23 protein-coding genes and 1 pseudogene are annotated in these 18,469 nt (G+C 37.7%); 10 read left to right on the forward strand and 14 right to left on the reverse strand.

Annotated features, from left to right (window positions below; genetic code table 11):
• Positions 1-210: 210 nt before the first annotated feature.
• The 5 genes and pseudogenes from V7659_RS16440 (at position 211) to V7659_RS16460 (ending at position 4,761) form a co-directional block, all read left to right on the forward strand.
• Positions 211-435 carry a hypothetical protein gene (locus tag V7659_RS16440; protein ID WP_335540905.1) on the forward strand — a complete coding sequence of 75 codons (225 nt, stop codon included), beginning with the start codon at positions 211-213 and terminating at the stop codon, positions 433-435.
• Between the two features lie 109 nt (positions 436-544).
• Entirely contained in the window at positions 545-1,267 is a 723-nt protein-coding gene (locus V7659_RS16445) for an alpha/beta hydrolase (protein ID WP_335540906.1), read from the forward strand.
• Between the two features lie 123 nt (positions 1,268-1,390).
• Positions 1,391-1,892: pseudogene (locus tag V7659_RS16450) on the forward strand (YjcG family protein).
• Positions 1,893-1,897: 5 nt separating this feature from the next.
• Positions 1,898-2,320 (forward strand): GNAT family N-acetyltransferase, encoded by a 423-nt coding sequence (locus tag V7659_RS16455; protein WP_335540907.1) that lies wholly within the window; start codon positions 1,898-1,900, stop codon positions 2,318-2,320.
• Positions 2,321-2,457: 137 nt separating this feature from the next.
• On the forward strand, positions 2,458-4,761 hold the full coding sequence (locus V7659_RS16460; RefSeq protein ID WP_335540908.1) for an ATP-dependent helicase: 2,304 nt from the start codon (positions 2,458-2,460) through the stop codon (positions 4,759-4,761).
• Positions 4,762-4,785: 24 nt separating this feature from the next.
• On the opposite strand, the gene V7659_RS16465 is transcribed toward V7659_RS16460, so the two are convergent.
• The 7 genes from V7659_RS16465 to V7659_RS16495 all read right to left on the reverse strand — a co-directional run bounded on the left by V7659_RS16465 (position 4,786) and on the right by V7659_RS16495 (position 8,519).
• Positions 4,786-5,040, reverse strand: a complete 255-nt coding sequence (locus V7659_RS16465; RefSeq protein WP_335540909.1) for a stage VI sporulation protein F — start codon at positions 5,038-5,040, stop codon at positions 4,786-4,788.
• A gap of 170 nt (positions 5,041-5,210) precedes the next feature.
• Positions 5,211-5,333 (reverse strand): YjcZ family sporulation protein, encoded by a 123-nt coding sequence (locus V7659_RS16470; protein WP_335540910.1) that lies wholly within the window; start codon positions 5,331-5,333, stop codon positions 5,211-5,213.
• Between the two features lie 106 nt (positions 5,334-5,439).
• A complete protein-coding gene (spoVAE, locus tag V7659_RS16475; RefSeq protein ID WP_144553697.1) occupies positions 5,440-5,796 on the reverse strand; it encodes a stage V sporulation protein AE in 357 nt (118 codons plus the stop codon).
• Positions 5,797-5,800: 4 nt separating this feature from the next.
• Complete coding sequence (gene spoVAD / locus V7659_RS16480; protein WP_335540911.1) at positions 5,801-6,826, reverse strand: stage V sporulation protein AD; 1,026 nt, start codon at positions 6,824-6,826, stop codon at positions 5,801-5,803.
• A 1-nt stretch (position 6,827) separates the two neighbouring features.
• On the reverse strand, positions 6,828-7,307 hold the full coding sequence (gene spoVAC, locus V7659_RS16485) for a stage V sporulation protein AC (RefSeq protein ID WP_098572471.1): 480 nt from the start codon (positions 7,305-7,307) through the stop codon (positions 6,828-6,830).
• 16 nt (positions 7,308-7,323) lie between these two features.
• Positions 7,324-7,791, reverse strand: a complete 468-nt coding sequence (locus V7659_RS16490; protein ID WP_335540912.1) for a sporulation protein — start codon at positions 7,789-7,791, stop codon at positions 7,324-7,326.
• A 371-nt stretch (positions 7,792-8,162) separates the two neighbouring features.
• Positions 8,163-8,519 (reverse strand): DUF1360 domain-containing protein, encoded by a 357-nt coding sequence (locus V7659_RS16495; RefSeq protein ID WP_335540913.1) that lies wholly within the window; start codon positions 8,517-8,519, stop codon positions 8,163-8,165.
• Between the two features lie 130 nt (positions 8,520-8,649).
• Here V7659_RS16495 and V7659_RS16500 point away from each other — a divergent pair, with 130 nt between their 5' ends.
• On the forward strand, positions 8,650-9,159 hold the full coding sequence (locus V7659_RS16500) for a CotY/CotZ family spore coat protein (RefSeq protein WP_335540914.1): 510 nt from the start codon (positions 8,650-8,652) through the stop codon (positions 9,157-9,159).
• A 44-nt stretch (positions 9,160-9,203) separates the two neighbouring features.
• On the opposite strand, the gene V7659_RS16505 is transcribed toward V7659_RS16500, so the two are convergent.
• From V7659_RS16505 to V7659_RS16515, 3 genes are all read right to left on the reverse strand, one after another.
• Positions 9,204-9,731: a CotO family spore coat protein gene (locus tag V7659_RS16505; RefSeq protein WP_335540915.1), complete on the reverse strand. Its 528-nt coding sequence runs from the start codon at positions 9,729-9,731 to the stop codon at positions 9,204-9,206.
• 141 nt (positions 9,732-9,872) lie between these two features.
• Positions 9,873-10,643 carry an enoyl-ACP reductase FabI gene (gene fabI, locus V7659_RS16510; protein WP_335540916.1) on the reverse strand — a complete coding sequence of 257 codons (771 nt, stop codon included), beginning with the start codon at positions 10,641-10,643 and terminating at the stop codon, positions 9,873-9,875.
• 124 nt (positions 10,644-10,767) lie between these two features.
• Positions 10,768-12,627: a monovalent cation:proton antiporter family protein gene (locus V7659_RS16515; RefSeq protein WP_335540917.1), complete on the reverse strand. Its 1,860-nt coding sequence runs from the start codon at positions 12,625-12,627 to the stop codon at positions 10,768-10,770.
• Between the two features lie 89 nt (positions 12,628-12,716).
• Here V7659_RS16515 and prpE point away from each other — a divergent pair, with 89 nt between their 5' ends.
• Entirely contained in the window at positions 12,717-13,454 is a 738-nt protein-coding gene (gene prpE / locus V7659_RS16520; protein WP_335540918.1) for a bis(5'-nucleosyl)-tetraphosphatase PrpE, read from the forward strand.
• A gap of 31 nt (positions 13,455-13,485) precedes the next feature.
• Here prpE and V7659_RS16525 read toward each other — a convergent pair whose 3' ends face one another.
• Genes V7659_RS16525 through V7659_RS16540 form a run of 4 tightly spaced genes read right to left on the reverse strand, consistent with a single transcriptional unit; the run spans position 13,486 to position 16,279 of the window.
• Positions 13,486-14,391: an RluA family pseudouridine synthase gene (locus V7659_RS16525; RefSeq protein WP_335540919.1), complete on the reverse strand. Its 906-nt coding sequence runs from the start codon at positions 14,389-14,391 to the stop codon at positions 13,486-13,488.
• Positions 14,392-14,409: 18 nt separating this feature from the next.
• The gene (locus tag V7659_RS16530) at positions 14,410-15,204 is read right to left on the reverse strand and encodes an NAD kinase (protein WP_098572462.1); all 795 of its coding nucleotides are present in this window, start codon (positions 15,202-15,204) and stop codon (positions 14,410-14,412) included.
• 50 nt (positions 15,205-15,254) lie between these two features.
• Positions 15,255-15,893: a GTP pyrophosphokinase gene (locus V7659_RS16535; RefSeq protein WP_335540920.1), complete on the reverse strand. Its 639-nt coding sequence runs from the start codon at positions 15,891-15,893 to the stop codon at positions 15,255-15,257.
• Between the two features lie 20 nt (positions 15,894-15,913).
• On the reverse strand, positions 15,914-16,279 hold the full coding sequence (locus V7659_RS16540; protein WP_335540921.1) for a hypothetical protein: 366 nt from the start codon (positions 16,277-16,279) through the stop codon (positions 15,914-15,916).
• Positions 16,280-16,400: 121 nt separating this feature from the next.
• On the opposite strand from V7659_RS16540, the gene V7659_RS16545 reads away from it, so the two are divergent.
• The 3 genes from V7659_RS16545 to V7659_RS16555 all read left to right on the forward strand — a co-directional run bounded on the left by V7659_RS16545 (position 16,401) and on the right by V7659_RS16555 (position 18,466).
• Positions 16,401-16,991 carry a CYTH domain-containing protein gene (locus tag V7659_RS16545; RefSeq protein ID WP_335540922.1) on the forward strand — a complete coding sequence of 197 codons (591 nt, stop codon included), beginning with the start codon at positions 16,401-16,403 and terminating at the stop codon, positions 16,989-16,991.
• Positions 16,992-17,199: 208 nt separating this feature from the next.
• The gene (locus V7659_RS16550; RefSeq protein ID WP_335540923.1) at positions 17,200-17,610 is read left to right on the forward strand and encodes a globin; all 411 of its coding nucleotides are present in this window, start codon (positions 17,200-17,202) and stop codon (positions 17,608-17,610) included.
• Entirely contained in the window at positions 17,579-18,466 is an 888-nt protein-coding gene (locus V7659_RS16555) for a ClpXP adapter SpxH family protein (RefSeq protein WP_335540924.1), read from the forward strand. The genes V7659_RS16550 and V7659_RS16555 overlap by 32 nt, the downstream gene beginning before the upstream one ends.
• Positions 18,467-18,469: the final 3 nt, after the last annotated feature.

Below are 18,469 nucleotides of genomic sequence, written 5' to 3' on the forward strand. Positions count from 1 at the left end.
CTCTCCCAGCTGAGCTAACAGATCTCTTATTTAACTACAAATCTAATTATAGTAAAAATAATAAAAATGTCAATACCATTTTTATTTTTCCATATAAATATCCATTATAACCAATCTCTAATACAAACAAGAACATTAGTTCTATCCCCCTTGAATAAAGAACAAACGTTTGGATATAATAATACTATAACCAAGAAAGGTGTGATCCAAATGGAAGGACTTTTCATACGTTCAATCGAGGAGAATATTCCATTAGAAATGATTTACCTTGCCGAAAACCAAGAATTATCCCAACGGAAATTGATTGTGAAGGAAGTGAATGACGAATATATTCGAGCCTTTTGTCTGCTCCGAAAACAAATGCGTACCTTCAAACGTGAAAATATATTATCCATTATGCCTGATTCCCGTACCAACTACCGCTACCTACACTAATCCTCACACCCACAATCACACCAATTCCTTCCCCTATTATTAAAAGCATTTCCACTTTAGTTTTGTTATAATGCAGTGGTAGAGATTGAATCACGGGGGGATTTATCACATGGCGTTTCCAAAAGGAACCATCAAAGAACTTACCATTTATAGTGCAGAACTTGGAGAGGATATCCAACTCCTTGTCTATCTGCCAGCAAACTTCTCACCGCTATATAAATACTCGCTGTTAATCGCCCAGGATGGCCGCGACTATTTTCAGCTAGGCAGAATCGCGCGCTTGGCAGACGAGTTTCTTTTTCAAAAAGAAATTGAAAATTTAATCATTGTAGGAGTACCCTATAAAAATGTAGAAGACCGCCGCAAGAAATATCATCCCAATGGCTCTCAGAATCAACAATACATCCGGTTTCTAGCTCATGAATTAGTTCCTTTTCTTGATCAAGAGTTTCCTACCTATCAAATGGGCTTAACAAGAGCACTAATTGGCGACTCCCTTGGGGGTGCTGTTTCTTTAATGACAGCGCTTCAATACCCACATACATTCGGAAAAGTCCTTTTACACTCTCCATATGTGGATGAAAGTATTTTGAGCGCCGTTAAGAACTTCTCGGAGGGACAGTTATTACAACTCTATCATGTAATTGGGAATCAAGAAACGGAAGTCCAGACAACGGACGGCAGTCTTAAAGATTTCCTAACCCCGAATAGGGAGCTTTCAAAAATCATTTCAGAGAAACCCATTACATATTTTTATGAAGAGTTTAGTGGTAATCATACCTGGAAGTACTGGCAGCCTGATTTACGGCGCGCCCTTAAAATGTTATTTTAATTTAACAAATATCAACATCATGATAAGTCATTTAATATATTTTGAAAATTTGCTATAATATTAGGAAGGTTAATTTTTGTTTATATTGTAAAAAGGAAAGTTCATCTAAATGGAGGTATACGTATGAAATTTGGAGTTGTTATTTTTCCATCAAAAAAACTACAGGATTTAGCTAATTCCTATCGAAAACGTTATGACCCGCATTATGCTTTAATTACGCCGCACTTAACATTGAAAAATGCATTTGAGGCGTCCGAAGAAGAAGCGAGAGAATATGCTGATAAATTAAGAAGATTGGCTGCAAGTCACAACGCATTTACATNNAATCAGCTCATTTAAGCCCGTAAACAATGTTATTTATTTTAAAGTCGACAAATCGGACGAACTAACCGCTTTGCATAACGAAGTTAATCAAGAATTTACAGAGCAAAACTTAGAATATACATTTGTTCCGCATATTACCATTGGTCAGCAGCTTTCCAATGATGAACATTCTGATGTATTTGGCTCCCTGCGTATGACCGCGATTAACCATGAAGAAACGATTGATCGTTTTCACCTTCTTTATCAATTAGAAAATGGTTCCTGGACCGTTTATGAAACATTTCGTCTTGGAAAGGAATAGTTTAAGTGACAGTAAAGATTGTTGAAAATCAAAAAGAACTCGAAGATGCCTATTTTATTAGGAAAACTGTTTTCGTTGAAGAACAAGCGGTCCCACTTGAAGAGGAAATCGACGCCTACGAAAACGATGCAAAACATTTTGTCTTGTACCATGAAGGTTCTCCAGTTGGTGCTGGCAGCTTTCGTTTCGTTGACGGCTATGGAAAAGTCGAACGAATCTGTGTCTTGAAAGAGGCAAGAAAAACTGGGGCCGGAAAAGCGATTATGAATACGATTGAAAACTATGCACGTGAAAAAGAAATTCATAAATTAAAGCTTAATGCTCAAACCCAGGCTATTCCATTTTACTCAGGTCTTGGTTATGAGGTTGTCTCAGAAGAATTTATGGATGCAGGAATTCCACATAAAACGATGGTAAAAAAATTATAACCTTATGAAGCACTTGGCGTGGCAGCGTCAAGTGCTTTTTTGGTAATTCCATCAATGTCAAAGAACCTCTTTTAGTTCCTCCAAGGTTTTGATATGATAGAACATGTCTTGATTTTTGGATATAGAGGATAAAAATTATGAAAACAGCGATTTATCAAAATCAGAATATTGTCCTTGAGCAATTAAGCAGGGACCAGTATCAGAAAATATTTCTTGCCGGAAAAAGTGGTCATTTAATTTGTCCAATCTGTAACGAAAACGTTCGCTTGTTTTTAGGTATTCACAAGGAACCCCATTTTTTCCATACACATTCACCTGAAAAACATTGTCCAGAGCCCGAAGTCGTGATCGACGACAAGGCTGATATACAACCGACTGCTGAATTGAATGGATTTAGCATCCCAAAGGGTAGGACGATTACAAAAACCCCGCAAATAATTGACCAATTCAATGCCGCCAAAACGATTGAATATTCTGTTCCGTTTATCCTGCCAGATAAAAACACGCAGGAGGAACTCTCACCTTTTTTACAACAACTTGCAGGAAATGGAGTTGTTCTTGATGAAAGTCAGGCTGCCGCTGTCAAAGAAACAGATGGCTCTCTGTTAGTACTTGCTGGTGCCGGAAGTGGTAAAACTCGGGTATTAACAGTACGAACAGCGTATATGCTGACTGAAAAACTCATCGACCCAAAAACGATCATGCTTGTCACTTTCACATCAAAAGCGGCAGCAGAAATGAAGCATCGGCTGCTATCCTATCCACAAATAAAACGCGATAGAATTAATCAACTGGTTACTGGTACTTTTCACAGTATTTTTTATCGCATCCTGATGTTCCACGACTCACATAATTGGTCATCAGGCAAACTTTTAAAAAAAGAATGGCAGCGAGACAAAATCCTGAAGGAAGCTGGAAAAGAACTTGATTTATCTGAAAAAGAGTTTGCCTATGATTTAGCTCTTCAGCAAATCGGCCTATGGAAGAACTCTCTGCTAATGCCAAATGAAGTGAAGCCCACTTCTGACTGGGAAGAACAAACAGCCTTTTTATATAAAAAATATGAGGACTATAAGAAAAAAGAGGGACTGTTTGATTTTGATGATATGTTGATTGGCTGCTATCATCTGTTTATCTCATCCCCCTCCCTGCTTGACCAGTATCAAAATCGTTTTCATTATTTTTTAATTGATGAGTTTCAGGATATAAATAAAGTCCAATACGAACTCATTAAACTATTATCTGCAAAACATAAAAATGTTTGTGCGGTTGGTGATGATGATCAAGCCATTTATTCATTTAGAGGAAGTGACCCAAGTTATTTACTACAGTTTGAAAAGGATTTTCTCAATGCAAAAATGGTTACACTTGATCAAAATTATCGATCTTCACATGAAATCGTTTCCTCTGCGAACCAGATGATTGCGGCGAATAAAATCAGAAGATCAAAGAAAATGAAAGCACAGTTTTCTTCAGGAGTACTTCCAAAGTTATTTTTTCCTAATGATGAAGAGGAAGAAGCAACGATGGTTGTCACAGATATACAAGAGCAGATATCTCTTGGAGCAAACCCTTCCGACTTTGCCATTCTTTATCGAACCAATGCCGGCTCGCGTGCGGTGTTTGAAAGACTTGCCGGCTCTAATCTTCCATTTAAGATTGATCTAGATGCAGAAGCTTTTTACGATCGTTATATCGTTAGAAGCGCCCTTTCCTTTCTAAAGGTGAGCTTAAATGAGGATGACCCACAAGCTATGTCTGAGATATTACCTTTGTTATTTCTAAAGCAAACAGTCCTAAAAGAATTGAAAGCACAAAGCATCCTAATGGATTGCAGCCTGCTTGAAGCGCTTAACCACTTAACTACCGCCCATGCTTTTCAGGAAAAGAAATTAAAAAAAGCGGTCACGATTATTCGGGGATTGAAGCATTCATCTCCACACACAGCACTTGAAAAAGTCGAAAAAGATATTGGTTTTCTTGATTTTCTAAAAAAACGGGGTAACGAGTCAAATAAGCTCGAAAAAGGCTCTGACGATCTTAAAGACCTAAAAGTGGCCGCAAAAAGCTTCGATAAAATTGAATCATTCCTAGCTCATGCAGAGCATATGTCGGCTATGAACAAAGAAATTAAAAATTTAAGTAAACATTTTCATGAAGCCATTAGTCTTAGTACGATTCACCGCTCAAAAGGTCTCGAATACAAAACAGTTTATATTGTCGGAGCTGTCGATGGCAGTTTACCGCACGATTTTGCACTAGAAGCGTATCGAAATGGCGACTTTACCGCACTTGAAGAAGAAAGAAGATTATTTTACGTAGCGATGACTCGAGCTAGAGACCAGCTTTTTATCTCCGTTCCAGAAAATAGACGAGGCAAAAGGGCACATCGCTCGCGCTTTTTAGCGCCCCTTAATAAAAAGAAGAAGACCACTTCCTAATTTAGGAAGGAGGTCTTCTTCTTTTTATTTTTTATTAATCATATTAGAAATCGTATTAAGATCCAGTTGCTTGCCATCATTAACTATAGATTTAACAATTTGATCTTCCATTTCTTGACTTACCGGTTTATTGGCAATTTGAGAAACTCGACGAATTACATTTCGGACTGTTTTTTCATCTTTAAAATTCGCATTTTGTAATGAATTAGCTAATTCAAAGATATCTTTCATATTAACGCCCGTTTTCTTTTCAATGTTTTTAAAAAATCCATTATCCATATTCGAAGATCACGCTCCTTCATAAACTACTCTTATTGTATGAAGGTTCGATAATTTGGTGAATAAAAATTGGAAAAGCGTACGTGCCCCATAGGCACTTTTCTGGAAACAAAGCGAAAGGGCTGGCTCCTTTTTCAGGCCAACCCATTTCCCTAAGCAAGCACTATCTATTAATAGAAGCTTGCACCAACGATGATTAAAAGGATGAATAGTACGACGATTAATACAAAAGTTGAACCGTAGCCAAATCCACCGCCGTAACCGTAACCACCACAGCCGCCATATCCAAACATAGAATGTCACCTCACTTCTGTAATCTCATTAATAACATATGAAATTACCTTATACTGTGTGTAGGCGCGACATCCATTTCTTAAATTGAATTCAAAAATGTTTAGCTTATCCCTTAGGTTTAAAAATTAATGCACCAATAAATCCGAAAATAATTGCTGCTGAGATTCCAGAGCTCGTCACTTGGAACATCCCAGTCAATACCCCAATAAGTCCATGTTTCTCTGCATCCTGCATTGCCCCATGAACTAAAGAATTACCAAAACTGGTAATTGGAATGGTAGCACCTGCCCCAGCAAAGTCAACGAGGGGTTCATAGAGGCCGAAACCATCTAATACAGCGCCAATTACCACGAGCAAACTCAGTGTATGTCCAGGAGTAAGCTTTGCAACATCAAATAAAAGCTGCCCGATGACGCAGATTAACCCGCCAATTACAAATGCCCAAAAAAACATTGCTAACATAGGATCACCCCTTATCTCCATTCATTTCAATGGCAACAGCATGTGCAATACATGGAATTGATTCATTTTGCTGAAAGCTGAGCGGGGACAGCAATGCGCCTGTTGCGACTACTAAAATCCGTTTATACGTACCCTTTTTCAATTGGTTCAATAAATGTCCATACAAGACTGTCGCTGAGCACCCGGCCCCACTTCCTCCAGACTGTACTGGCTGATCATCCTTATACATTAATAACCCGCAATCCTGGAATTGTTTTCGTTCTAATTCAAGACCACTTTTGTTAATTAGTTCAAAGGCTGTATCGTGACCGACCCTGCCTAGGTCCCCTGTAACAATCAAGTCATAATAGGAGGGGTCTATTTGCAAATCACGGAAATGAGCAATAATAGTATCGGCTGCGGCAGGAGCCATCGCCCCTCCCATATTAAAGGGATCTGTTAATCCCATATCAATCACTTTTCCGATCGTAGCCGCGGTTGTAACCGGAAATACCTGCCCAGGTTCATTAGGCTGCAAAAGCGCCACACCTGCTCCTGTTATCGTCCATTGTGCAGTCGGCGGTTTTTGACCTCCATACTCTGTGGGGTAGCGAAACTGTTTCTCTACCGCTGCATTATGGCTGGATGCACCTGTCAGGACGTAATTTGCCCCCTGGTAATTTACAACGAATGAAGCCAGAGCCAAACCTTCCATGGAGGTTGAGCATGCACCGAAAAGACCAAAATAAGGAATCTGCATGGTCCTTGCGGCAAAACTGGTTGGTGTTATTTGATTAATTAAATCTCCAGCAAATAAAAATTGGATCTGTTCTTTTTCCATATTTCTTTTATTTAGTGCTGTTTTAATCGCCTCTTCTAATAGTAAGCGGTGTGCTTTTTCATAAGTTTCTTTCCCCATCCATAAGTCTTCATATAGTAAATCGAAATCCTCTGCTAAATTACCATTGGCTTCAAACGGTCCACCAGTAACTCCGGTAGAGGTGATCATTGGCCGATTTGTAAAAATCCACGATTGGTGCCCTTTTAACAATTTACAATACCCCCCAAATCACCAGCAGGGTTTTAATCAGTGCCACAACAAATGCCGAGAAAACACCGAAGAGTATGACTGACCCTGCGAGCTTAAACATATTTCCACCCACTCCTAAAACAAAGCCTTCTGTTCGATGCTCAATAGCTGCAGATATTACTGCATTTCCGAAGCCTGTAACGGGCACAGCACTTCCTGCCCCGGCAAATTGTCCAAGTCGATCGTAAACTCCAAATCCAGTTAGTAACATAGATAAAAATACCATGGTTGCTACCGTCGGATTGCCTACACTCTGTTCAGTAAAATCAAAATAATAAATATAAAAATAACTGATGGCTTGACCGATCACACAAATTATACCACCAACAAAAAATGCCTTAATACAGTTCTTCAGAACAGGCCGTTTAATTTCATGCTTCTGTTGAAGTTGTTGATAGTTGCGCTGCTGGGGTGTCATATTTTTTTGCTTACTCGTTGCCATCTATTTTCTTCCTTTCTTACTTCAAATCTTTTGTCATCTTAACGATTTCGTTAAAACGATTTTCAGCTTTCTTACCTTTATAATTAGAGGATTTCATTTTTTCATCAAGTCTGACTGTTTCTAGAAAAATTTTATAGTCACTTGAGATTGTAAAGTTTTCAGCTGGATATTTTTGTTCCAGCATTTTGTTGATATCTTTTTCAATTTTTTTCATTTTAAATCGGTACAAATGTTTAACCTTATAAACAACTAGTGTATCCTTCTTTCCTTCCACAACAGCCACATCATATAATTCTGGAAACGAGCTGACATCCTGCTCAATGTCTTTAACATGATCTTTACTTTTATTCTTTTGTGTTACGATTGGGCTAGGATTCGTTGTTTTCATAAGAGTTAATTGGCTATCCGTAACCTGTTGGTTTTGGTCACAGGAGGAAAGTAATAATAAACAAGCGAGTAATACCCATCGTTGAATAGCTCTCATATGATTCCCATCCCTTGTTCCATTTTATGTTTACCACTACTATGTAGTTTTTTCGACAATGATAAAAATTATGAGGAATAACTTTAATTTATCTATTGCTTAAGAAAAATAAAAAACTGCCAGCTAATCTGACAGTTCCTCTTCCTTACTTTGAAGTTTTTTTCCCGCAGCCACAACCTGTTCCTTTTTGCTTTATCGATTTTGATGGTTGATACATGTTAGTCGATTGTGATGATTGAATTGATTGTGAATAGTCAGTTGATTGAGTTCTCCTTTTCTTTTGACTCATGATTCTCTCTCCCTCGCTGTCAATTCTATGTCCACTGATATAGAATATGAACAACCTCTAAGTCTTGTCTCAGCGGACACCACTATTTTTCGATAAAAAACTGCACAATGGTCTCCATTATGGATGCAAATCCCGCAACAGCCAAAATTATGATAATTGGGAACGAAAAGTCTGGGAATAGCATTGATAAACTAACAATTCCAATGGAAGTCCATATTCCTGTACACCAATAACAGCTAAGAAGTTCTCCGAAAAATTTTTTGACTCCCTTTTCTTTCGGCACGTAATAAACTTCCATTTCACCATATTCATTTACTTCTTTTATTTCATTAAAAAAAGGAACTCGAATTAACTCGGTAATTTTGTCAAAAACAAGTAACCTTGTCAGCCTAAAGCTCGCCAGCGAAAGAAGAAGCAAGTGTAAAAAGGTTATTTTCATATTGGAGGATCCTTTCAAAGACCTTTATCAGCCTAATTTACTTAAATAAGGCGATTGTCCGTGTCCCAAAACTGCTCTGTTAAATATCTTAGTATTGTAAGATATATATCGGAATAAGGAGGAAATATTTATGGGTTGTGGAAATAATCATGATTTTCGTAATGGTAACTGCGTTTGTGATGTCGTTCGTGCCATTAAGGATATCCAAGATAATGCGGTAATGGAGGACGAATGTCCAGAGTGTTCTAGTTGTTTTGCAGAGCCTCTAGGTTCATTGGTGTCACCAGTGAGGAGAGATCCTGTCGATACTCGTGTATTTGTGCTAAGTACTGCGGATGGTTCGCCATTCCATGCATTCTTTAGTAATGAAAATAATGCATGTGTATCTATCTACTTCCGCGTAGAAGATGTATTCGATAATTGCTGCGCTACACTTCGTGTGTTAGTACCAGGACGCCGCGAAGGTGGAACTTTCTGTCCAGTTAACTTGGTTTCAGGCGGAGATAAATGCTGCATCAACCTGGATAAAGTTTGTCAGGTTGAACGCTTCCGCGCAAGTAACGACTGTATTACAGTTGACTTAAGTTGCTTCTGTGCAGTGCAATGTATTGCTGATGTAAACTTAGGAATTTGTAACTAAAAATGCAGCCAGTCGGTAAAACGGCTGGCTTATTTATGGTCCAACTATTTCCTAAGCCCAATCAAGAAAATATTTGTAAGTGCATTTACAGGCACGGTTTTAGTTGTTTGATCATGAAATCGAATCGTCACATCTTGGCCATCGTATTCGGTCAGATACCCTTGATAGTTATTTTCCTCGGTAACAAAAACGCATGGAGCTGGTGGAAGGACCCTCGGATAGTTTTTTAAATACTCTAAGCGTTCTTCGATATTCATTTCTTTAAAGGGCTTTACCCGATTCAAGGATGCATGCTCCCTTTTTTGAAGCGATTTGGTTGTTGTTGCAGGTGAATTCGATTTTGGTGTTATTGATGGTTTATCTAATTTAGTTTCGTCCTTAATTATTTGCTCTGGTCCTAGTTCCTTTTTTGCAAGTGAGATTATCTTCTTCCCTTCCTCCTCGCTTGGCTTTTCTTCTTCAATCACAAGGTCCTGTCTAATTGAATATGTGTCCTGCATATTAGTGGCAGGAGTTCTTACAAACGGCTGATGTATATATAATAATGGTCCTTTACTCTTTTCTTCGGACATTCTCAGCACCTCCATTTACATAAACCTTTAGATTATATTTATGCAAGAGGCCCATACAGGTCACAAAAAAATAAAAAAAAGCATAATAAATGGCCCGTATAAATACGGACCTTCATTATTACGCAAACGGGTGCTTCTAAGTTATAGGATGTGGTATCCGGAATCAACGTGAATGTTTTCTCCAGTAATTCCTCTTGATAAATCACTGAAGAGAAACACGGCAGTGTCGCCAACTTCTTCTGGAGTGGTTGCTCGGCGTAATGGTGCTCTTTCTTCAATTTCTTTTAAGATGGAATTAAAATCACTTATTCCTTTTGCGGATAAGGTACGAATTGGACCTGCAGAAATCGAATTAACACGAATGTTTTCTTTACCAAGGTCTGCAGCTAAGTAACGAACACTAGCATCAAGAGAAGCTTTGGCTACACCCATAACATTATAGTTAGGGATAGCACGTTCACCGCCCAAGTATGTCAAAGTGACAATACTTCCTCCTTCAGTCATTAATCCTCGTGCTTCTTTGGCTACAGCTGTTAAGGAATATGAGCTGATATTGTGAGCGAGCAAAAAGCCCTCTCTGGTTGTGCTTAAATACTCCCCGCTAAGTTCTTCTTTATTTGCAAATGCGATGCAGTGTGCTACTCCATGAATGGAACCAACTGATTCTTTGATTTCAGCAAAGCATTTTGCAACTTCTTCATCGTTTGTCACATCACAAGGCAATACAATTGTCCCTTCGGCTTCTAAAGAACCCGCTAGTTCACGAACACTGCTTTCTAATCTTTCACCTGCATAGGTAAAAATTAATCTTGCTCCTGCATTGTGCAGTGAGCGGGCAATTCCCCATGCGATACTGCGTTTATTGGCTACACCCATTACTACGTATGTTTTTCCAGATAAAGAAAGGTTCATATTAAAAAAGTCCTCCTACAATTACACATGATATTAGTACTTGGTACTAATTTTACACTAATTCGCCATAAATGAAAAGTTTACATTTTTCAAGGTTTTTTAAATAGCCCTTTTTCAAAAATAATTAACAGGTCTCGCAAAATTCCAATTCTCTTTTCAACTCATCAACATATTCCTTCGAGCCAGTAACGATTAATCGATCATTCATCTCTAGTTCTGTATCTCCATGCGGAACGATGGAATCCATACCTCGAAAAATTCGTACAAATATGATATCACCAGTAAAGGGGAACTTCCGTAAAGACATCCCATCGAATTGGCTATTCATCATGACAATTTCATAAAGTCCTGTCTCTTGGTTAGTAAGTATATTGATTAGGGTTGGTGATTCAATCAATGCCCTAAGTAACACTTTTGTTGACATAAATGTTGAAAACACTTCTATATTATGTTCACGTAAGTTGTCCTCGATATCTGGACTTTCAATTCGTGCAATGACTCTAGATACTCCTCTTTCTTTCGCAGCGATCGACAAGGCTGCATTTTGCTTTTCATCACCTGTTGATATTACGACAACCTCTGATTGAAAGACTTTTGTATTCTCCAACGTTTCAAGCGAATAATTAAGAATTTCAACGATATCAAAAAGTGAATCAGCAATTTGTTTATCTGATTTATCCATTTGGGTATGGTAAAGGATTGGATCATACAGACCTGACTTTAATTCTCTTGAAACAGGCAGTGTCGTCTGATTGGCACCTAAGAACGCTACACTAACCTTTTTATTTGCAACCACTTCTTTAGGGAATAACTTTTTAAAAACAATTGGTGTAAATATAGACGTGATTACTGCTACTAAAATTAGTGTTCCACTCATCTCCGCTGATATGATTTCTAATCTTTCTCCAATTGTAGCGGCCGCGATGACGAGTGATAGCGTTGAAGTGAGCAAAAAGCCAGATGCAATGACTGTTTTCAAATCATACCAAATTTTTAATAGGTAAACTGGTACAAGTTTTGAGAAAAGCAGCCCAGCCAATAAAAGTGGTATTAATAACAATAGCTTTTTTTCACTAAAAAGCGACCAAATATCAAGATTTACTCCTACCATGACAAAAAAGATAGGAATCAAAAATCCATAACCAAAAGAATCTAACTTATGTACAAGGTCTTGATTAGGTGCTAACAAGGATACAAGAACACCTGCTAGAAACGCCCCTAAGATATTTTCAGCACCAACTGTTTCAGAAAGCCCAACTAAAACAATAATCAGTGTAAAAACTGCCCTTGTTCCAATTTGGACGGTCCCCGTTGACAGTGATTCAATAAACGAACGATTTTTAAATCTTTTTCCAAGAAAATAAAGAAAGATACCCGCGGCAAACAATATAAGTAACAGCCACGTATTCCCATGCCCTGATTCATTTAACGAAACAAACACAGCAAGTAAAATCATTGTTACTAAATCTGCAATGACCGCTACCAATAAGATAATTTGGCCAATTACAGTTTTCATCAAATGGGCCTCTTTCAAGGTTGGAACCACTACCCCCAATGATATCGTCGAAATGATTAACGTCATTAAAAATGCATTATCAATAAAACCTGCCATGACAAACACAATAGATAATCCAAGAGAGAATATAAAGACTCCTACAAAGATTAGTGACGCTGCAACAAATGAATTTGGCTCCTTTTTCCCATTGGGAAGAATCTTGCGCTTATTCCCTCCAGCAAAGGCTTTAAAATCGATTTCAAGCCCGCTTAAAAACATGAGAAAAATAAAACCAAGTGTCGATAAGGTGGAAAGCCAAATATCTTTATGAACTACATCGAAACCACTCTTTCCTATGACAAGTCCCATAATTATTTCAGCGACAACTACAGGAATAAAATTTAATTTAAATCGATGTAAAAGAATGGGGGTGATAAATGCTATTGTAACAACAATTAATAAAGAAATAACTGAAACATTTTGCTCCATTTTATGACTCCCTTCAATTATTAGGTAGGAAAACTTTTTATAAAATCAAACGCTTCGACTAAAAATATGGGGGATAAGGAGTTGATCCAATGAAAATTGATGTAATCGGTGATATCCATGGATGTTTAGCAGAATTTAAGGAACTCACGTTGAAGCTTGGCTATAAATGGGTGAATGGAATCCCCCTTCACGAAAACAGAGTACTTGGTTTTCTTGGAGATTTAACAGACCGTGGACCTGCTTCACTTCAAGTAATCGAAATTGTTTGGCAGTTGGTGATTAAAGAAAAAAAGGCTTATTACACACCAGGGAATCATTGTAATAAGTTATACCGTTTCTTTCTAGGTAACAAAGTTCAGATTGCACATGGGCTTGAAACAACCGTTGCTGAGTATGAATCATTATATAAAAAAGAACAGCAATCCATTCGAAAAAAATTTGTTGAACTCTACGAAAAAGCTCCACTCTATTTAGTATTAGACAATTCAAAACTTGTTATTGCCCATGCAGGGATTAAACAAGAATTTATCGGACAATCCCATGGGAAAGTTAAGGAATTTGTCCTTTACGGGGATATTACAGGTAAAAAACACCCGGATGGGTCTCCAATCAGAAGAGATTGGGCGAAGGAGTATCATGGTGAACCATGTATCATTTATGGACACACGCCCGTTAAAGAGCCTAGGTACATAAATAATACGTACAATATTGATACTGGCGCAGTCTTTGGCGGGAAACTTACAGCCTTAAGATATCCTGAGATGGAATTGGTGTCAGTTACATCTACTATGCCATATGTGGAGGAAAAATTTAAACAATTTGATTAAGTAGTATTTCAAATATAAAAAAGGCTGCCTCTTAATCAAGTAGGTCAGCCTTTAATAAATTATCCATATCCCTAGGTAAAGGAGCAGTAAACATCATTTCATCGTTTGAAAATGGGTGAATAAAAGATATTTTTTTACAATGGAGTGCCTGTCGATTTATTTGTGATATATCTCCTCCATATAAATCGTCACCCAATAAGGGATGCTTTAAAAAAGACATATGGACTCTAATTTGATGAGTTCGTCCGGTTTCAAGCGCAAGTTCCAAATGCGTAAATCCATTAAATCTCGCAAGAACCTGAAAATGGGTACATGCATATTGTCCATCCTTACGAACTTCCCTTTCAATGATACTGTCATCTTTACGGCCAATAGGAGCCACTATCGTACCATTTTCTTGTTGCATCCTCCCCTCAGCAAATGCCTCATATGTCCGCTTAACTTGCCCGCTCTGCTGCATCATACTAAACAAATGATGTACATGGCGGTGTTTAGCAATCAGAACAATTCCTGAAGTGTCCCTGTCAAGCCGAGTGACAATGTGCGTAGTAGCTTGTAGACCGCACCGCTGATAATAGCCAATCAGCGCATTTGCCAAACTGCCTGCAGGATGCTCTCTGGACGGAATTGTGTTCATTCCTGCTGGTTTATTTACTACCAACAAATACTCATCTTCATAAAGAATCGATAAAGGAACATTTTCACCCAAAAGGCCCTCGCTCGGACTTTCACTGGGGAAAATCACCGTTAATATATCGTTCCACGCTAGACGGTAGCGGACATTTATTTCTTCTCCATTTACTAGGATATTACCACCTTTGAACTTTATATCTGTTAAAGCCGTCCGAGAAATCTCTTCCTCTTTTAAAAATTCCCTAACCAACTTTCCAGCATCGCTTTCACCAATGACCCACTTCAATTGAAATTGCTGAGACATTACGACGGCACCTGCCTCTTAATCTGAAATAAAGGAATCATGAACTCTTTTCCAAAACGGAAATGGACGGAAGCGGGCAAAGCGGATTTTTTCTTCTGGTACTCTAAATTGAATTGATTTAACATCCTTATGAAGCATTGTCAGGTGGTCGATTGTAACCTGAAAATCTGACCGATTGACTGGTTTAAGCATACAATTATGGTGAGCTGGAAGAATTAACGGCGAGCCGATCGTCCTAAAAACCTTGTTATTAATCGATGCCATCTCCGCAATTTGAAGGGCTGCTATTGATGGATGAATAATCGCCCCGCCAAGGGCCTTATTATAGGCCGTACTGCCTGAAGGCGTTGAAACACATAAGCCGTCACCACGGAACCGTTCGAAATGCTGTCCACGAATTTCCACATCCATAACCAGTGTTCCCTCAACACTTTTTACAGTTGATTCATTTAAGGCCAGATACCTAGATTCCTTTCCAGCATGAGAATAACGGATTATGACCTCTAACAGAGGGTATTCGACAACCTGATAAGGTGTTTTCGCAATCGCTATCACTAGCTTTTCAATTTCATCCGGAATCCAATCAGCATAAAACCCAAGATGTCCAGTATGTATTCCAACAAAAGCAGTTTTATCTAAACGGCTGCTATAGCGATGAAATGCATAAAGAAGCGTGCCGTCACCACCAATGGAAACAACTATATCAGGTTGGTCTTCATCGTATATAAGATCAAAATCAAGTAAATACGTCCTCATTTTGTGCATTAATATATTTGATTTTTGATCTCCTTTTGATGTAATCGCAAATTTCATAAATTTTTGGCTCCTTGTGCGAATGGCTTTTAAATCGACGATCGTATTGCTCAGTTCTTCTCTTCCTGTTTCAATTCTTTTTTCCTTGTAAAAAAGGCTTGAGCATCCTGTATTTCACCCCGAATTAATGACATTTCTTCATCTAAACGAAACGCTGCTTCAGCTGCTCTTTGCAGCCGCATTTGAATATCACTAGGAAATACCCCTTTGTACTTATAGCTCAATGTATGTTCAATTGTCGCCCAAAAATTCATAGCAAGAGTTCGTATCTGAATTTCTGCCAAGATATTCTTTTCGCCATGAATAGTTTGAACAGGGTAGCGAATCACAACATGGTACGACCGATAACCGCTTGTTTTTTTATGTGAGATATAATCTCTAACTTCAACTATTTCAAAATCATTACGGTTTTGGAGTAAATCGACAACTGTGTGAATGTCATCAACAAATTGACACATAATGCGCATTCCCGCAATATCCTGCATTTCTTCTTCTAATCTTTCAAGTGGTATCCCCTTTTGATTTGCCTTATCAAGGATACTTGCTATTGGTTTAACTCTACCTGTAACGAATTCAATCGGTGAATGAGTAGCATCAAGCTCGAATTGACCTCTCATCCCCTTTAATTTTACTTTTAACTCTGAAACTGCCTGTTTATATGGGGCTAGAAATTGGTCCCAATGCTTCATAATTTCACCTCTAAAACAAATTATGTTAAGAAAATATGCTCTACTTTTGAAACCATTTCTTTCCCATAATTACTATTACCCGAAATATTAGTTAGAACATATTCAAATTCATCCTGGAAGCTTTCTAGTTCTTTTTTCTCTTCGTTAAAAGTAACCCATACAGGTAATTTTTTTTCGTTTGCAGTTTTTAAGTGCGGCCAGATTTGTTCATGTAATACGATATATGTATAATCATCTTTATCTTCCATTAAGTAAATGAAAGAAAATTGGTCAGAATCTACAAGAATCTGCTCCCCAGGAACCAAATCAAGGATGCTTTCATTTGTTTCTAACATTAGTTTCTCTTCAATTATGTATGACTTTTCGATCATTATTCTTTTTTTCATCGTTTATACCTCCATTATTCACCTCCTTATTTTAGCATATTTCGCGATTTCTCCCAAGGATGATGTTGAGGTTAGAAAAGAGCTAATAAAGAAGAACCCCTTTAGAAAGGTTGATGGACACATGAATCAAAATATTGAAATTGAATTTAAAAATATCCTAACTAAAAATGAATATGAACAATTGCTTAAGTTTTTTAAGGTAAATACAAATCAAATTTTTAAACAGGAAAACCATTACTTTGATACTCCAAATTTTTCTTTAAAGAGTAAAGAGACTGCACTAAGGATTCGTAAAAAAGGTTTAAATTACGAAATGACCTTAAAACAGCCGGCTGCTGTCGGTCTTCTAGAAACCAATCAGACAATCAGTGAAGATGAGGCACAATTGGCCACTCGTTTTGGAAAACTTCCAACAGGAATCATTCAACGTCTTATAGAAGAAATCGAGATTCCTTTTTCAACACTTGAATATTTTGGTTCTTTAATAACCGAGCGAGTTGAATTCGAGTATCAAAAAGGATTATTGGTATTGGACCATAGTATCTATCTAGATACAGAAGATTATGAACTGGAATATGAGGTTGAAAACTATCAGAATGGTGAGAAGACCTTTAATGAACTGCTAAAACAATTTAAGATTCCTGCTCGTTTAACAGAAAATAAAATTCGCCGTTTCTATTACCGAAGATACCAGCAAACAAATGGTAAATGAATCTTACATGTGTTTAAATGTAGAGTTAATTTAATTGAAGTTATTTGCAACTTCCTAATGCCTGCTTTTTCTATTAAGAATTGCTCACTTGGCATACATTATTAATATGTTTAATTGACAAATTTCCATTTTCAAAGCAATTCATTTGAGATATGAAATATGCATTGATAAAATAAATCTACATAATACATTTAAGGGAGTTGGCAACATGATTGAAAGAAAGCTTTCACCATTTGAATCCATTGGTGAAGAAACATTACACCGTCTTGTTGACACTTTTTATGGCCTTGTTGCACAACATCCTGACCTAGCTCCAATATTCCCAAATCAATTTACAGAAATTGCTCATAAACAAAAGCAATTCTTAACTCAATATTTAGGCGGTCCCGCATTGTATACTGAGGAACATGGCCATCCAATGATGCGTGCACGTCATTTGCCCTTTCCAGTTACCCCTATACGCGCCAAAGCCTGGCTAGCATGCATGTCACAAGCTATGGACAAAATAGGCTTAGAGGGTCCCTTAAGAGATGAATTCTATTCACGGCTTTATCTTACGGCACAACACATGATTAATACGCCTGACGATGGCGAGACCACAGGTGAAGATAGTGAATAGTTCAAGATCTTCGAGTTCAAAGCGGCAATGCAGTGATAAAAAGCCGATTGAGATTTACATGTTTATTGATCCTTTATGTCCTGAATGTTGGGCATTAGAGCCGATTTTAAAGAAGTTGCAAATCGAATATGGACGTTATTTTTCAATTAAGCATATTTTAAGTGGACGATTAGCCGATTTAAATATAAGTAAGAAAAAGAATTTTGAGAATATCGCTCAGGTGTGGGAGAAGACTGCTAGTAGGTCAGGAATGTCATGTGATGGAAGCCTATGGTTAGAGAATCCTGTCGACTCTCCTTATACTGTTTCCATCGCTCTAAAAGCAGCAGAATTACAAGGGCGACGGGCTGGACTCCGTTTTTTACGGAGAATCCAAGAGGGATTATTTTTAGAGAAACTAAATGTTTCTAATCTTGAGGTGTTAAAAGATTGCGCTCGGAGTCTAGGTTTGGATGTAGAGGAATTCATGTATGATATCCATTCTGAAAGTGCAGCAAAAGCTTTCCAATGCGATCTGAAAATCACCTCTGAAATGGATGTACAGGAAATCCCTACTTTAGTATTTTTTAATGAAAATGTCGAGGATGAAGGAATTAAGATTACCGGTTCCTACCCCTATGAGGTATATGTTCAAATATTAGAGGAAATGCTTTCTGAAAAACCAATCCAATCTCCTCCACCGCCCTTAGAAACGTTTTTGAAATTTTTTAAATTTGTAGCATCAAAAGAAATTGCTGTTGTTTATAATATGTCGATTACACAAATTGAAAAGGAAATGAAAAAGCTTCTTTTGAAGCAAGTGGTGGAACAAATTCCAGCTAAGTATGGTACGTTTTGGAGATATATCGAACAATAGAAG

Origin of the sequence: Neobacillus drentensis (assembly GCF_036966985.1) — a bacterium.
Classification (GTDB): Bacteria; Bacillota; Bacilli; order Bacillales; family Cytobacillaceae; genus Neobacillus; species Neobacillus drentensis_E.

What these genes read in the sequence shown, in the direction of transcription:
- V7659_RS16525 (WP_335540919.1), bottom strand. Translation starts at nt 14,391, where the DNA reads ATGTCTCAGCAATTTCAATTGAAGTGGGTCATTGGTGAAAGCGATGCT.
- V7659_RS16545 (WP_335540922.1), top strand. Translation starts at nt 16,401, where the DNA reads ATGAATCAAAATATTGAAATTGAATTTAAAAATATCCTAACTAAAAAT.
- V7659_RS16535 (WP_335540920.1), bottom strand. Translation starts at nt 15,893, where the DNA reads ATGAAGCATTGGGACCAATTTCTAGCCCCATATAAACAGGCAGTTTCA.
- V7659_RS16515 (WP_335540917.1), bottom strand. Translation starts at nt 12,627, where the DNA reads ATGGAGCAAAATGTTTCAGTTATTTCTTTATTAATTGTTGTTACAATA.
- V7659_RS16550 (WP_335540923.1), top strand. Translation starts at nt 17,200, where the DNA reads ATGATTGAAAGAAAGCTTTCACCATTTGAATCCATTGGTGAAGAAACA.
- V7659_RS16445 (WP_335540906.1), top strand. Translation starts at nt 545, where the DNA reads ATGGCGTTTCCAAAAGGAACCATCAAAGAACTTACCATTTATAGTGCA.
- spoVAC (WP_098572471.1), bottom strand. Translation starts at nt 7,307, where the DNA reads ATGGCAACGAGTAAGCAAAAAAATATGACACCCCAGCAGCGCAACTAT.
- V7659_RS16490 (WP_335540912.1), bottom strand. Translation starts at nt 7,791, where the DNA reads ATGAGAGCTATTCAACGATGGGTATTACTCGCTTGTTTATTATTACTT.
- V7659_RS16500 (WP_335540914.1), top strand. Translation starts at nt 8,650, where the DNA reads ATGGGTTGTGGAAATAATCATGATTTTCGTAATGGTAACTGCGTTTGT.
- V7659_RS16465 (WP_335540909.1), bottom strand. Translation starts at nt 5,040, where the DNA reads ATGGATAATGGATTTTTTAAAAACATTGAAAAGAAAACGGGCGTTAAT.
- fabI (WP_335540916.1), bottom strand. Translation starts at nt 10,643, where the DNA reads ATGAACCTTTCTTTATCTGGAAAAACATACGTAGTAATGGGTGTAGCC.
- V7659_RS16495 (WP_335540913.1), bottom strand. Translation starts at nt 8,519, where the DNA reads ATGAAAATAACCTTTTTACACTTGCTTCTTCTTTCGCTGGCGAGCTTT.
- prpE (WP_335540918.1), top strand. Translation starts at nt 12,717, where the DNA reads ATGAAAATTGATGTAATCGGTGATATCCATGGATGTTTAGCAGAATTT.
- V7659_RS16505 (WP_335540915.1), bottom strand. Translation starts at nt 9,731, where the DNA reads ATGTCCGAAGAAAAGAGTAAAGGACCATTATTATATATACATCAGCCG.
- V7659_RS16555 (WP_335540924.1), top strand. Translation starts at nt 17,579, where the DNA reads ATGGCGAGACCACAGGTGAAGATAGTGAATAGTTCAAGATCTTCGAGT.
- V7659_RS16540 (WP_335540921.1), bottom strand. Translation starts at nt 16,279, where the DNA reads ATGAAAAAAAGAATAATGATCGAAAAGTCATACATAATTGAAGAGAAA.
- V7659_RS16440 (WP_335540905.1), top strand. Translation starts at nt 211, where the DNA reads ATGGAAGGACTTTTCATACGTTCAATCGAGGAGAATATTCCATTAGAA.
- V7659_RS16460 (WP_335540908.1), top strand. Translation starts at nt 2,458, where the DNA reads ATGAAAACAGCGATTTATCAAAATCAGAATATTGTCCTTGAGCAATTA.
- V7659_RS16470 (WP_335540910.1), bottom strand. Translation starts at nt 5,333, where the DNA reads ATGTTTGGATATGGCGGCTGTGGTGGTTACGGTTACGGCGGTGGATTT.
- V7659_RS16530 (WP_098572462.1), bottom strand. Translation starts at nt 15,204, where the DNA reads ATGAAATTTGCGATTACATCAAAAGGAGATCAAAAATCAAATATATTA.
- spoVAE (WP_144553697.1), bottom strand. Translation starts at nt 5,796, where the DNA reads ATGTTAGCAATGTTTTTTTGGGCATTTGTAATTGGCGGGTTAATCTGC.